13 protein-coding genes are annotated in these 13,233 nt (G+C 70.1%); 11 read left to right on the top strand and 2 right to left on the bottom strand.

Annotated features, from left to right (window positions below; all coding sequences use genetic code 11):
• Positions 1 to 730: LarC family nickel insertion protein (locus ODJ79_RS44655; protein WP_263029823.1), on the top strand; the 730-nt coding region annotated here is incomplete at its 5' end.
• Between the two features lie 41 nt (positions 731 to 771).
• Positions 772 to 1,344 (top strand): hypothetical protein, encoded by a 573-nt coding sequence (locus ODJ79_RS44650; RefSeq protein WP_263029822.1) that lies wholly within the window; start codon positions 772 to 774, stop codon positions 1,342 to 1,344.
• Between the two features lie 6 nt (positions 1,345 to 1,350).
• Here ODJ79_RS44650 and uxaC read toward each other — a convergent pair whose 3' ends face one another.
• Entirely contained in the window at positions 1,351 to 2,739 is a 1,389-nt protein-coding gene (uxaC, locus tag ODJ79_RS44645) for a glucuronate isomerase (RefSeq protein WP_263029821.1), read from the bottom strand.
• Positions 2,740 to 2,901: 162 nt separating this feature from the next.
• Between uxaC and ODJ79_RS44640 the strand changes: the two genes are divergently transcribed.
• The 8 genes from ODJ79_RS44640 to ODJ79_RS44605 all read left to right on the top strand — a co-directional run bounded on the left by ODJ79_RS44640 (position 2,902) and on the right by ODJ79_RS44605 (position 11,168).
• Positions 2,902 to 4,227 (top strand): extracellular solute-binding protein, encoded by a 1,326-nt coding sequence (locus ODJ79_RS44640; protein WP_263029820.1) that lies wholly within the window; start codon positions 2,902 to 2,904, stop codon positions 4,225 to 4,227.
• 62 nt (positions 4,228 to 4,289) lie between these two features.
• Complete coding sequence (locus tag ODJ79_RS44635; RefSeq protein WP_263029819.1) at positions 4,290 to 5,162, top strand: carbohydrate ABC transporter permease; 873 nt, start codon at positions 4,290 to 4,292, stop codon at positions 5,160 to 5,162.
• Positions 5,159 to 6,022, top strand: a complete 864-nt coding sequence (locus ODJ79_RS44630; protein WP_263029818.1) for a carbohydrate ABC transporter permease — start codon at positions 5,159 to 5,161, stop codon at positions 6,020 to 6,022. The genes ODJ79_RS44635 and ODJ79_RS44630 overlap by 4 nt, the downstream gene beginning before the upstream one ends.
• Complete coding sequence (locus tag ODJ79_RS44625; protein ID WP_263029817.1) at positions 6,019 to 6,951, top strand: Gfo/Idh/MocA family protein; 933 nt, start codon at positions 6,019 to 6,021, stop codon at positions 6,949 to 6,951. The genes ODJ79_RS44630 and ODJ79_RS44625 overlap by 4 nt, the downstream gene beginning before the upstream one ends.
• Before the next feature lie 2 nt (positions 6,952 to 6,953).
• Positions 6,954 to 7,781, top strand: a complete 828-nt coding sequence (locus ODJ79_RS44620; RefSeq protein ID WP_263029816.1) for a sugar phosphate isomerase/epimerase family protein — start codon at positions 6,954 to 6,956, stop codon at positions 7,779 to 7,781.
• Positions 7,778 to 9,013: a Gfo/Idh/MocA family protein gene (locus ODJ79_RS44615; RefSeq protein WP_263029815.1), complete on the top strand. Its 1,236-nt coding sequence runs from the start codon at positions 7,778 to 7,780 to the stop codon at positions 9,011 to 9,013. The genes ODJ79_RS44620 and ODJ79_RS44615 overlap by 4 nt, the downstream gene beginning before the upstream one ends.
• Entirely contained in the window at positions 9,010 to 9,873 is an 864-nt protein-coding gene (locus ODJ79_RS44610) for a sugar phosphate isomerase/epimerase family protein (RefSeq protein ID WP_263029814.1), read from the top strand. The genes ODJ79_RS44615 and ODJ79_RS44610 overlap by 4 nt, the downstream gene beginning before the upstream one ends.
• Entirely contained in the window at positions 9,870 to 11,168 is a 1,299-nt protein-coding gene (locus tag ODJ79_RS44605) for a lactate racemase domain-containing protein (RefSeq protein WP_263029813.1), read from the top strand. The genes ODJ79_RS44610 and ODJ79_RS44605 overlap by 4 nt, the downstream gene beginning before the upstream one ends.
• On the opposite strand, the gene ODJ79_RS44600 is transcribed toward ODJ79_RS44605, so the two are convergent.
• Positions 11,054 to 12,160 (bottom strand): LacI family DNA-binding transcriptional regulator, encoded by a 1,107-nt coding sequence (locus ODJ79_RS44600; RefSeq protein WP_263029812.1) that lies wholly within the window; start codon positions 12,158 to 12,160, stop codon positions 11,054 to 11,056. The two genes, ODJ79_RS44605 and ODJ79_RS44600, sit on opposite strands and share 115 nt — an antisense overlap.
• 427 nt (positions 12,161 to 12,587) lie before the next feature.
• Between ODJ79_RS44600 and ODJ79_RS44595 the strand changes: the two genes are divergently transcribed.
• Positions 12,588 to 12,923: a PadR family transcriptional regulator gene (locus ODJ79_RS44595; RefSeq protein ID WP_263029811.1), complete on the top strand. Its 336-nt coding sequence runs from the start codon at positions 12,588 to 12,590 to the stop codon at positions 12,921 to 12,923.
• Positions 12,924 to 13,233: the final 310 nt, after the last annotated feature.

The raw sequence follows: 13,233 nt of genomic DNA, 5'->3' as shown, positions 1-13,233 counted from the left end.
GCCCCCCCCCCCGCGGGCGCCCCCCCCCCCCCCCGGCGGCCCGCCCCCCCCCGCCGAGCCCCCCCCCCCGGGGGGGCCGACCCCCGCCGAGGCCGGTGAGCTTGCGACACCCACCGGCATGGCCCTGCTCAGGACCTTCGCGGATGTCTGCGAGCCGCTTCCGGCGATGGAGCTGGCCGCGGTCGGCATCGGCGCCGGCACCCGCGACCCGTCGGGCCGGGCGAACATCGTCCGGGTGCTGGTGGGCACCCCGGCCGAGCGCCGCGGCGAAACCCTCGTCCTGCTCGAGGCCAACATCGACGACCTGGACCCGCGACTGTGGCCCGGCATCCTCGCCGGCCTGCTTGACCTGGGCGCGGCCGACGCCTGGCTGACCCCGATCCTGATGAAGAAGGGCCGCCCCGCCCACACGCTGAGCGTCCTCTGCCGGGAAGACCTCGCCGGCGCCGCCCGCGATCGGATCTTCCGCGACACCAGCACCCTGGGCGTTCGCCACAGCCGGCGCGGCCGTGTCGCCCTGGATCGCGAGTTCGTTGAAGTATCCGTCGGCGGAGGCCGCGTACGCGTCAAGGTTGGGTCTCGCAACGGGGTCGTGCTGCAGGTGATGCCCGAGTTCGAGGATGTCGCCGCGCTGGCCCGCGCGCAGGGCCGGCCCGAGCGCGTGATCCTCCAGGAGGCGCTCGCCGCGGCGGCCCGGCTCCGGAACCGTGCAGCGACGGCACGCGTCTGAGTGCTCATCCACTGATTCTGGGAGGGTGTTCGATGCGGCGCATGCTTCTCGTCGCGACCGTCGCCGGCTTGCTCACCGCGGCCACGGCAGGTTGCACCGGGCAGACCAAGGCCACTACCCCGCCGGCCGCACCCGCGTCGACCCCAGCTGCGGCAGGCGTCGCCGACGAAGCCGCGATCTACGTGCAGGTCCTGCGGCGATATCTGGACACGCCGTCCGACAACTCCTTCGCCGGCCACACGTTCAGCAAGGTCTACCTGCTCGACCACTATGTCCCGGACGCCGGTGACCCGGACGGGCCGCACGAACGGGGCACACCGATCGGGCCGGACGCCCAGCGCCAGTTCACCACCGCTCTCGCGCCGGAGGCGACGGTGGCATTCGTCGCCGACCGGAACACGGTGATCGAGACGAGGGACGGCTGCCCGCAGGTGCGCGACGGCGGCATCCTGATCACGCTCGGCCCGGCAACCGGCGACGACCACGAGGTGCGGGTCGCCGTCAACGGCTTCGTCGCCTGCCTCGGCGCCACCTGGCTGACCTACGTCGTGCACAACGAGCCCGGCAGCGGCTGGCGGGTGACCGGCACAACCGGCTCGATGGCAATCTCGTAGCCGGTCTCAACAGATCTTGAAGACCTTTCGAGGTTGGGTGACCACCAGGTCGGTGAGCGTCTCCGCGGCCTCCTCCTCGTCGAGGCGGTGTTCGGCGACCAGCGACGCCAGGAAGCCGGCGTCCAGTCGCCGCGACATGTCGTGCCGGGCCGGGATGGAGCAGAAGGCGCGGGTGTCGTCGATGAAGCCGGACATTCGCGAGAAGCCCGCCGTCTCGGTGACCGCGCGCTGGTAGTTGCGGATCTCCGACGGGTTGTCGAGGAACCACCAGGGCGCCCCCGCGTACACCGCGGGGTAGAACCCGGCGAGCGGCGCGATCTCCCGGCTGTAGACGGTCGCGTCCACGGTGAACAGCACGAGGTGGAAGCCGGGAGCCGTGCCGAACCGGGACAACAGCGGCTGCAGGGCCCGGGTGTACTCCAGGCTGACCGGGATGTCGTGTCCCGTGTCCGGTCCGAACGACTCCAGCGTCGCCGGATGGTGGTTGCGGTAGATGCCGGGGTGGATCGTCATGACGAGGCCGTCGTCGCATGACATCCGGGCCATCTCGAAGATCATGTGCCGCCGGAACGCGGTCGCCTCGCCGGCCGTGACCGTCCCGCCGATCGCCGCCCGATAGATCCGCTCGGCGTCGACCCGATCGAGTGGTTCGGTTCCGGCGTCGAGATGCCCGTGATCGGCCGAGACCGCGCCCTGCGACACAAAAAAGCGCCGCCGAGCCTCCAACGAGGCGATGAACCCGGCATAGTCTCCGGGGTCGCCGCCCAGCTCCTTGACGTAGGAGGTCCACCCGGGCCGCCCCACCTCGAGATACCGATCGGGCCGGAACGTCGGCACGACCGGCAGCGACCCGCGCAGGGCCCGATGCGCCGACAGGTCATCGGCCGGGTCGTCGGTGGTGGCCAGGAACGAGATCCCGAACCGCTCGAACAACGCGCGCGGCCGATGGCTGGGCAACGCCAACTGTGCGGCGATCCGATCGTAGAGCTCGTCGGCGTTCGACGCCGAGGGCTGCGAGGTGATCCCGAAGACGTCGGCGAGCGTCGACGTAAGCCAGTACCGGACCGGCGTCCCGCGCAGCTGGTGCCAGTGTTCACAGAGCAACCGCCAGGCGGCCCGGGACGCGGAAGCGGGCAGCGGTCCCCGCCCCACCCCCAGCGCCGCCGGCGGCACCCCGCCCGCATGCAGCAGCCGCGTCACGTAATGATCCGGCTGCAGCAGGAGCGACGCCGGATCCGCGAACGGCTCGTCGTCGCGCAGCAGCCGCGCGTCGACGTGCCCGTGCGGGCTCACGATCGGCAGGTCGCGGACGGTCTCGTAGAGGCGGCGGGCGAGGGAGCGGACCCCGGGGTCGGCCGGCAGCAGCCGATCGGGGTGCGGCGTCAGGGCAGCCATGTGCCCGAGCCTCAAGGGCCGAAAACCCGGAAGGCAAGCGGTTGCCACTTGTTGCCGCGGTCGCAAGGCAACAACTGGCAACTCGTTGCCGAAACCGCCGGGACGGATAAACAGTGATGCGGATCACTGGAAGAAACCGGGCACCGGCAAAGGAGACATACGATGCGTACCCAGAAGATCATGGCCGTGGCCGGTGCGACGGTGCTCGCCGCCGCACTGGCCGCGTGCGGTGGCGGCGACGGCGGCAGCAGCGGGGGCGGCAAGACCCTGGACGTGCTGATCGGCGCGAACACGCAGTACCCCGAGCAGTTCGCCGCCTGGCAGAAGTCGATCAGCGAGAAGTTCAAGGCGCAGACCGGCGCGACGGTGAAGTTCGAGCAGTTCGCCAGCGCCAACGACGAGCTCACCAAGATACAGACATCCGTGGTGTCCGGGACCGGGCCGGACGTGTACGCGGTCGGCACCACGATGACCCCCACGGCGTACTCGACCGGCGCATTCGTGAAGATGGGCGACTCCGAGTGGCAGAAGATCGGCGGCAAGGACAAGTTCAACCCGGCCACCCTCGGCATCTCCGGCCCGGACGAGAACAACCAGGTCGGTATCCCGTGGGTCAGCCGCCCGTTCGTGATGGCGTACAACACCGACCTGCTCAAGGCGGCCGGCATCGACAAGCCGGCCACCTCCTGGGACGAGCTGACCCAGCAGGCCAAGAAGCTGACCCACGGCGACCAGTACGGGCTGGCGATCGCGTACAAGGACAACTACGACCCGTGGAAGTTCGTCTGGGGCATGTCGGTGCAGGCCGGCAACCCGCTGGTCGACGGCAAGACCGCCAAGATCCAGGACCCGGCCGTGCAGAAGGCGTACCAGACGTACTTCGGCTGGCTGACCACCGACAAGGTGGTCGACCCGGCCGCGGTCGGCTGGACCAACCCGCAGGCCCTGGCCGCGTTCGCCAAGGGCAAGACCGGCTACTTCCTGCTCACCACCACGACCGCGAAGAACTCCCTCGAGCAGGGCGCGGTGCAGGGCAAGTGGTCGTTCGCGCTGCTGCCGACCATCCCGCCCGGCGCCCAGGCCCGCCCCGCGAACGGCGTCGAGGCCGCCAGCATCCTCTCCGGTGACAACCTGTTGGTGGCCGACTACTCGAAGAACAAGGACCTGGCCTTCCAGTACGTCAAGCTGGTCACCGACCCGGACGTGCAGCTCGACTACTACAAGCAGTTCGGCAACCTGCCGGCCAACGCCTCGGCGCTGCAGTCCCTCGCCTCCGACCCGAAGCTCGCCCCGGTGGCCGAGGCGGCGAAGAAGTCGGTGGCCACCCCGTTCACCGGCGCGTGGAGCGACATCCAGCTCGCGCTGACCAACGTCGCCGTCCAGTCGCTGCCCGACCTGGCCAAGGGGTCGCTCAGCCCGCAGCAGATCGACGCCCGGATCGCCGACGCGCAGAAGTCCGCCCAGTCGGCCCTGGACCGGGCCAAGTAGCCATGGCCACCCAGACGCTCGCTCGCCCGACCGAGACGAAGGCGGAGCGAAAAAGACGGGGCGTGACCGAGCGGCAACGTCCGCTGTGGCTCCTCACGCCCGGCGGGATCCTGATGGTCCTGGTCATCCTGATCCCGCTCGCTCTCGCCCTGTGGATCTCGTTCATCGACCTGGACCAGTACACGTTGCGCCGCTGGATCGAGGCGCCGTTCATCGGGCTGGCCAACTACGCCGAGGCGCTCGACTCCGGCCTGCTGCACTCGATGTGGATCAGCGTCTCGTTCGCGCTGCTGTCCACCGCGGCCACCGTCCCGATCGGGATCGCCGCCGCGCTCGTCACCCAGAACAGGTACCGCGGGCGCGGGCTGGTGCGGGCGGTGTTCCTCATCCCGTACGTGCTGCCGTCCTTTGTCGTTGCCACCGTCTGGCGGACCATGCTGCAGCCGGACGGGATCGTCAACAGCGTGCTCGGCAACCACAACACGCTCTGGCTCAGCGGCAGCCGTTCCTACTGGACGCTGATCCTGGTGGAGATCTGGGCGGCTTGGCCGTTCATCTACCTGATGTCCCTGGCCGCGCTGCAGTCGGTGGACCACGAGGTGCACGAGGCGTCCGCGGTCGACGGGGTCACCTGGTGGCCGAAGCTGACCAAGGTGATCCTGCCGTACCTGCGCGGTCCGGTGCTGCTGGCCTGCCTGCTCGCCACGCTCAACCACATCAACAACTTCACCCTGCCGTTCGTGCTGTTCGGTGCACCCGCCCCGGACAACGTCAACGTCATGCCGATGCTGGTGTACGTGACCAGCTTCCAGGGCCTGCGGTTCGGGCTCAGCGCGGCGATGGCCGTGGTGTCGCTGATCGTCATCCTGATCCCGCTCTTCATCTACCTGCGGGCGGTCCGGCTGGACGTCCACGAGGAAGGGAGCCGGAAATGAGTGCGCACGCCGAGGCGACCCGGCTGCTCCCGCGGCCGCTGCTGGCCACGCTGACCGTGCTGCTGTGCGCGGCGGTGCTGGTGCCGGTCTCGTACATCGTGCTGGCCTCGCTCAACAGCGATGTGGGGGTGGCGTCCGGCGAGTTCTGGCCGAGCTCGTTCAGCCTGGACAGCTACCACAAGATCTGGACGACGGCCGACCTGGCCACCGGCATCGCGAACAGCCTGATCGTCTGCGGGGCGACCGCGATCGCGTCCGCGCTGCTCGGCACCACCACCGCGTACGTGCTGGTCCGCTACCAGTTCCGGGGGCGGCTGACGATCCTGCGCGGGCTGGTCGGCCTGCAGAGCATCCCGGGCACGCTGATGCTGCTGCCGGTCTTCGTGCTGTTCTCCAGCGCCGGCAACTACCTCGGGCTGACCGTGGTCGGCACCCGGTGGGGGCTGTTCATCGCGTACCTGACCTTCGCGCTGCCGTTCTCCACCTGGGTGATGGTCACCTACCTGCGCGGCCTGCCGCGCGAGCTGGAGGAGGCGGCCCGCACCGAGGGCGCGTCCACGATCACCATCCTGCGCCGGATCATCGTGCCGCTGAGCCTGCCGGCCATCGTCGTCGCCGCGATCTTCGCGTTCCTGCTGGGCTGGAACGACGTGCTGTTCGCCTCGGTGCTGACCCGCCCCGAGACGCACACCGCCGCGGTCGCCCTCCAGGTGTTCGGCGCGTCCCAGGAGGGCGGCGCCCTGCCGGTGTACTCGCAGATGATGGCGGCCGCGCTGGTCTGCGCGCTGCCGGTGGTGCTGCTCTACCTGATCTTCCAGCGCTACCTGGTGGGCGGGCTGACCGCGGGCGGCATCAAGTGAGGGTGCTGCTGGCCGGGCGGGGCGACGTCTCGGTCGTGCACGTCGCGGCGATCTCGGCGCTCGGCGCGGAGCTGGTCGGCGTGTGCGACTCGACGTCGGACTACCGGGCGATGCTCTCCGCGCTGCGACCGGACGTGGTGCACGTCTGCACGCCGCACGACACGCACGTGCCGATCGCTCTCGAGGCCCTCGCGCACGGCGCGCACGTCCTGCTGGAGAAGCCGGTCGCGCACACGATCGAGGAAGCCGCCGTCCTGGTCGACGCTCTCGCGGACTTCCCCGATCTTCAGGTCGGCGTCTGCCTGCAGAACCGCTACAACGCCACGTCCCGGGCCGCTTCTCAGTTCCTTCAAGATCAAGACCATGCTTCGGTACGCGGCGGGTCCGCCACCGTTCTCTGGCATCGCGACGCCGCCTACTACGCGAAACGGCCCTGGCGCGGCGAACGCGAACGAAGCGGCGGCGGTGTCCTGATAAATCAGGCTATCCACACCATCGACCTCCTGCAGTGGCTGCTCGGCGAGGTCTCGCAGGTGTCGGGGCACAGCGCACGCATGTCCGACATTCCCGGTATAGATGTCGAGGACACCGCGAACCTGCTCCTCGACCACGTCGGCGGCGCCCGAAGCGTCGTCTTCGCCACGGTCACCAACGCGGTCGACTCGCCGGTGACCATCGAGATCGCCACCTCCTCGGCGGTGCTGCACCTCCGCGGCGATCTCACCATCACCCACGACGACGGGCGGGTCGAGGTGGTCGCCGAGCCTCGTTCGACCGGCGAAGGCCGGGACTACTGGGGTGCCTCGCACCAGTTGCTGATCGCCGATTTCTACCGCGCCATCTCGTCCGGCGAACCGTTCGGGATAACCCCGGCCGACGCCCTCAAGTCCCAGAAGATCATTGACGAGATCTACCGAAAAGGCACCTGACAATGTGGACTCTCTCCGGATTCGCCGACGAGATCTCCCCCGATCTCACCGAGCAGTGCGAGGTCGCGAGCGGCCTCGGCCTCAAGTACATCGAGGTGCGCAGCGCCTGGGACGTCAACATTCTCGACCTCTCCCCCGACCAGCTCTCCAAAATGAAGAAGACCCTTTCCGCGTACGGGATGCAGGTCTCCTCCATCGGCTCGCCGATCGGGAAAATCTTCATCGATGACGACTTCGGGCCGCACCTGGAACGCATGCGCCACGCCGCCGAGGTCGCGCACGAGTTGGACGCGCCGTACATTCGCATCTTCTCGTTCTTCATCCGCCCCGGCGAGGACCCGGCCGGCCATCGGGGCGAGGTGATCGATCGGATGCGGGCGCTGGTCCGGGTGGCCGAGGAGGCCGATCTGATCCTGCTGCACGAGAACGAGAAGCAGATCTACGGCGACGTTCCGGCCCGCTGCCTCGACCTGATCCGCTCGGTCGGCTCGCCCTATCTCCGGCTCGCCTGGGACCCGGCGAATTTCGTGCAGGTCGGCGTGCGCCCCTATTCGGACGGGTACGCGAAACTGCGCCCGCATCTCGAATACGTACAGATCAAGGATGCCTTGGCGGCGGACGGCACGGTCGTCCCGGCCGGCCGGGGCGACGGCGAGCTGGCGGCCACCGTCCGCGCGTTGCGGCACGACGGGTTCGACGGCTTCTTCTCGCTCGAACCGCATCTGGCCCTCGGCCACGCCACCGGCGGCTATTCCGGGCCGGACCTCTTCCGCACGGCCTGGCGAGCCTTCACCGACCTGTTGAAAACCGAGGGGATCGAATACACGTGAGCACTCTCCCGAGATTCGCCCTGGTCGGCGCCGGCGTGATCGGCAACCACCACGGTCGCGTGCTGAGTGACTTGGCCGACCGTCTCGAACTGGTCGCGGTGGCCGACAATGTCTTGGCGAAGGCCGTCGATCTTGCGGCCGCGTACGGCGGTGTCGCTTATGCCTCGCTCGGTGCGGCTCTCGCCGCCGCGGAGATCGACGTCGTGGTGGTCTGCACCCCGACCGGCCTGCACGGCGAGGTCGCGATCGAGGCCCTGTCGGCCGGCAAACATGTGATCATCGAGAAGCCGGCCGAGGTCACGGTGGCCCGGACCGACGAGATCATCCGCGCCCGGCAGAAGGCCGGCACCCTGGTCACGGTCATCTCCCAGCACCGATTCGACCCGGCGACCGAGCGGACCCTGGCGGCCATCGCGGCCGGCGAGCTCGGCCGGGTCACCTCCGGCATCGCGTCGGTCGACTGGTGGCGCGGGCAGAGCTACTACGACTCGGGCGGCTGGCGCGGCACCTGGGAGCTGGACGGCGGCGGCGCCCTGATGAACCAGGGCGTGCACACGGTCGACCTGCTGATCGCGGCGCTGGGCCGGCCGGTCGAGGTGTTCGCCTACACCGGCACGCTCGCGCACGAGCGGATCGAGGTGGAGGACGTGGCGGCCGGCGTGGTCCGGTTCGAGTCCGGCGCGCTGGGCGTGCTGCACGCGACGACGGCCGCCTACCCGGGGCTGAGCGCCCGCCTGCAGGTGCACGGCGACCGCGGCTCGGCGGTGATCGACAACGACGAGCTGGCGTTCTTCCACGCCACCCCGGTCGGGGCCGCCGCCGAGGAGCGCCTGATGGGCGGCACCCGATCGATCACCGCCGCGAGCGCCACGGCCGCTAGAGCCACCACCGCGGGCGCCACCACCGCGGGCGCCACCACCGCGGGCGCCACCACCGCGGGCGCCGCCACCGCGGGCGCCGCCACCGCGGGCGCCACCACCGCCAGCGCCACCACCGCCAGCGCCACCACCGCCGGCGCCACCACCGCCGGCGCCACCACCGCCAGCGCCACGACCGCGAGCAGCAACCCCGGGCAGCTCTCCGACGCGCACCGCAGGCAGTACCTCAACTTCCTGGGCGCCCTGGCCGGCACCGAGGAACTGCGCGTCGACCTGGAGACCAACCGGCAGGCCGTAGCCGTGATCACCGCCGCCTACGAATCCGCCCGCCTCGGAAGGCCGGTGACCCTGTGAGCCGCATCGCCGCCAACCCCATCCCGTATTGGGCCCGCGCCGGCAAGACCCGCGAGGTGTTCGCCTCGGCGTTCGCCGACTTCCAGGAGATCGGCTTCACGGCGGTCAAGGCCGACGTGCCCGACGACATGACCGCCGCGTCGTACGCCACCTGGATCGCCGGCTACGGCCTGAAGCCGTCGCTGAGCCTCTTCAACTCCCCCTTCGACGAGACCGTTTCACTGGCGGAGGAGGTCGAGCGGGCGCGGCGGTTCGCGGCGGTCCAGGTGGAGCTCGGCCTCGACCGTACGATGGTCTCCTCGATGGCCCGGCCGGAACGCCTGGCGCAACCGGCGGTCGGCGCCGGCTTCGACGAGGGCCGCCTCTCCCGGGCGATCGACGCCTGCGGCGAGGTCTGCCGGGTGTTGCAGGCCTCGGGTTTGCGGCCGCTGCACCACTCGCACGTCGGGGGAATCTTCGAGACCGAGTACGAGATCACCCGCCTGCTCGACGACCTCGGCGCGGACGTGATCGGCGTCGGCGCGGACACGGGTCACCTCCGCTGGGCCGGCGTGGACCCGGCCGCCTTCATCCGGCGCTACGCCGACCGGCTGGGCGGCCTGCACATCAAAGACGTCTTCGCCGACCTGCTGGACAGCCACGACCTCGCCTACCACGAGGCCACCGCGACAAAGCGCCTGTGGGCCGAACCCGGCCTGGGCATAGTCGACTTCGACGCCGTACTGGCCGCCATCCCCACCGACTACGACGGCGACTTCATGATCGAGGTGGACGAACCGAGCGTGGAATCCAAGCGCGAGTCACACATGATGTCATTCGCGTGGGCGCAGAAGGCCCTGGCGGGCAGGATCGAGGAATGAGCACCGCAACCGCCGGAACTGCCACTCGGGTGGGTGGCGCCGACCGGATCCTCACCGACGACGAGGTCACCGCATTCGTCGCTTCGCAACTGGCCGGCATCGATGCGGACGGGCACAGCGTCTGCGTGCTGGTCCCCGACGGCACCCGGGTCTGCCCGCTCCCGCTGCTGGTCAGGGCGGTCCACCAGGCGCTGCACGGCCGGGTGTCGCGGCTGACCGTGCTGATCGCGCTCGGCACGCACGGCGCGATGCCCGATCTGGCGTTGCGAACGCATGTGGGCGGGGACTATCCCGGCACCGAGGTGATCAACCACGAGTGGTGGAAGCCGTCGACCTTCGCGAATCTGGGGACGATCCCCAGCTCGCGGATCGAGGAGCTGTCCGGCGGCCGAATGACCGGCGACGTCGAGGTGCTGCTCAACCGGGCCGTCGTCGAGCACGACATCGCGCTGGTCGTCGGCCCGGTGCTGCCGCACGAGGTGGTCGGCATGTCCGGCGGCAACAAGTACTTCTTCCCCGGAGTCGCCGGCCAGAAGATCATCGACGTCTCACACTGGCTCGGCGCCCTGATCACCTCCGCCGAGATCATCGGCACCACCGGCCTCACCCCCGTCCGCGCCCTGATCAACGACGGCGCCGCGCTGATCCCCGCCGACACGTACGCCTTCAGCGTGGTCACCGCCGACGAGGGCGGCCTGCACTCGATCTCGTTCGGCGACCCGATCGCGTCCTGGGCGAGCGCCGCCGAGATCAGCGCGGCCACCCACATCACCTACCTCGACAAGCCGGTGCACCGCGTGCTGTCGCTGATCCCCCCGATGTACGACGAGATCTGGACCGGCGCGAAGGGCTTCTACAAGGTCGAACCGGTGGTCGCCGACGGCGGCGAGGTCATCCTGTACGCGCCGCACATCCGGGAGATCGCCACCAGCCACCCGCAGATCCACGACATCGGCTACCACTGCCGCGACTATTTCGTGAAGCAGTGGGACCGCTTCAAGCACGTCCACTGGGGCGTGCTGGCCCACTCGACCCACCTACGCGGCGCCGGCACCTACGACGCAGACACCGGCATCGAACAACTACGCGTCCAGGTGACCCTGGCAACCGGCATCCCCAAGGAGGTCTGCCACGCCGTCAACCTGGGCTACCGCGACCCGTCCACCATCGACATAGCCGCTTACTCAGCCGGCAACGCCGCCGCACGCGTCACCGGTGACGGCGCCGGGCGCCCCGACGCCCCGGAGACGCTCGTCGTGCCACGCGCCGGCGAGGTGCTGTTCCGCTTGCGCTGAGCGGTCGACCCCCGCACCACCAGCCGCACGGGCAGCACCAGCGGATCACCGCTCGGCTGCGCCCCCTGCGCCACGGCGATGCAGTTGCGCACCCCCGTAAACCCCATCCGATACAACGGCGACGCGATCGTGGTCAGCTGCGGCTCGACCAGCTCATCAAAGATGATGTTGTCGAACCCGACCACGCTCACCTGCGACGGCACCTCGACCCCGAGCCGCCCGAGCCCCTTCACCACGCCGATCGCCAACTGGTCGTTGTACGCCTGCACCGCCGTCGACCCCACCTCGGCCACCCGCAGCGCCGCGCTCAACCCAGCCAGCACGGTAGGTTCACACGGCCCGATCCGCCGCGCCTCCAGCCCCAGCTCGCGCGCCACCTGCCGCGCGGCCCGCCACCGGATCCCGTCCGACCAGGACGTCTCCGGCCCCGCCACGTACGTGATCCGCTCATGCCCCAGCCGCGCCAGGTGCTCGACGGCGCGCCGAATCCCCCGCTCGGCATCGATGAGCACACAGTTGGCCTCCGGAATGACCCGGTTGAGCAGCACCACGGCCTTCTGCTTGGCCACCATCCGAAGGGCCGAGTCGGTCATCCGCGAGCTGGCAATGACCAGCCCGTCAACCTGCCCGAGCTCCCGCTCGATCGTCTGCCGCTCCACCTTGGGCGACTCATTGGTGTGCGACAGGATCAGCTGATACCCAGCCTCCCGCGCCGCCTCGTACGCCCCCTTGATGATGTCCCCGTAAAACGGGTTGGTCACATCCGCGACAACCAGCGCAATCGCGTTCCGCTGTCCCCCACCGACCCCGGCCCATCCCGCGCCCCCCGCCACCCCCGCCGCGCCCGACCGATACCCGAGCCGCTCAGCCGCCCGAAAAATCCGCTGCGCCGTCTCCACATGCACCCGCCCCGGCCGCGCATAGGCCCGCGACACGGTGGACGCAGCCACCCCGGCCTCCCGCGCCACGTCATAGATAGTCGGGCGCCCCATGTCGACAATGTTAAATCTGTAGCCGCCCCACCGACACCCGACAGCCCACCACACGGCGGTCGAGCGGCCCATCACCTAGCAGCGGCGCAGCGCACCCAGCAACGCGGCTCCACGCCCAGCAACGCGGGCCCCGAACCAGCAGCGGGGATCTACACCCAGCAGCGCAGCTGCGCACCCAACGGCGCGGCTCCGTACCCAGCCATGCGGCCCCAGCCCAGCCATGCGGCCCCAACCCAGCCATGCGGCCCACAGCCCAGCCATGCGGCCCCAACCCAGCGGCGGCCCCAACTCAGCGGCGGCCCCCCAATCCAGTGGCGCCCCATCCAGCTGCCCACCACCCGACGATCCAGCACCCAGCGGCCCGGCAACCGACCAGCCGCCGGGCTGGCTAGTCAGGCGGTCTGGTTAGCAGCTAGTCTACCTAGCCATGGTGATCGCACCGCGCCCGTGGCTGCACGGGTTTCTCGACCTCTGCCTACTGGCCATGCTGCGCGAACGCCCCGATTACGGCTACGGCCTGGCCCAGCGTCTGGCCACCGCGGGCGTGGCCGACGTGCCCGGCGGCACGCTCTACCCGGCTCTCCTACGCCTCGAACAGCAGGGCCTGGCCGAGCCGAGTTGGCAGCCCTCCGAATCTGGCCCCCGCCGCAAGTACTACGCCGTGACCGAAGCCGGCCGCGCCGCCCTCGACACCCAGGTCGCCGAGTGGCACCAGTTCCGCGACGGCATTGACCAACTGGTGACCGCCGGAGTCCCCCGATGACCGCCGACTGGGCCGGGCGCTTCGAGAACGAGCTGCTCCGGCTCGGGCTGCAACCCGCCTGGGCACGACACCTCACCGAGGAAACCGCCCAGCAGGCCGCCGAGTCCGCCACCGCCCCGGACGCTCTGTTCGGCCCCGCCCACCTCTACGCTCGGCACCTGCTGACCGAGCTCAACACGGCGCGGAACCCCCCGATAGCCAATCCCCGGCAAAGCGCCCAGCCCGACTTCCGCCTCGGAGCTCAATCCGACCTCCGCCCTGGGACCCAGCCCGACCCCCGCCACGGGGCCGAACCCGGCCTCCATCCTGG

Origin of the sequence: Actinoplanes sp. KI2, assembly GCF_025630775.1 — a bacterium.
GTDB lineage: Bacteria > Actinomycetota > Actinomycetes > Mycobacteriales > Micromonosporaceae > Actinoplanes.
This window is presented reverse-complemented; position numbering and strand designations above follow the sequence as displayed.

Bases quoted from the DNA above. Each gene is read 5' to 3' on its own strand.
- ODJ79_RS44650 (WP_263029822.1), top strand. From the start codon at position 772: ATGCTTCTCGTCGCGACCGTCGCCGGCTTGCTCACCGCGGCCACGGCA.
- uxaC (WP_263029821.1), bottom strand. From the start codon at position 2,739: ATGGCTGCCCTGACGCCGCACCCCGATCGGCTGCTGCCGGCCGACCCC.
- ODJ79_RS44640 (WP_263029820.1), top strand. From the start codon at position 2,902: ATGCGTACCCAGAAGATCATGGCCGTGGCCGGTGCGACGGTGCTCGCC.
- ODJ79_RS44630 (WP_263029818.1), top strand. From the start codon at position 5,159: ATGAGTGCGCACGCCGAGGCGACCCGGCTGCTCCCGCGGCCGCTGCTG.
- ODJ79_RS44620 (WP_263029816.1), top strand. From the start codon at position 6,954: ATGTGGACTCTCTCCGGATTCGCCGACGAGATCTCCCCCGATCTCACC.
- ODJ79_RS44605 (WP_263029813.1), top strand. From the start codon at position 9,870: ATGAGCACCGCAACCGCCGGAACTGCCACTCGGGTGGGTGGCGCCGAC.
- ODJ79_RS44600 (WP_263029812.1), bottom strand. From the start codon at position 12,160: ATGGGGCGCCCGACTATCTATGACGTGGCGCGGGAGGCCGGGGTGGCT.
- ODJ79_RS44595 (WP_263029811.1), top strand. From the start codon at position 12,588: ATGGTGATCGCACCGCGCCCGTGGCTGCACGGGTTTCTCGACCTCTGC.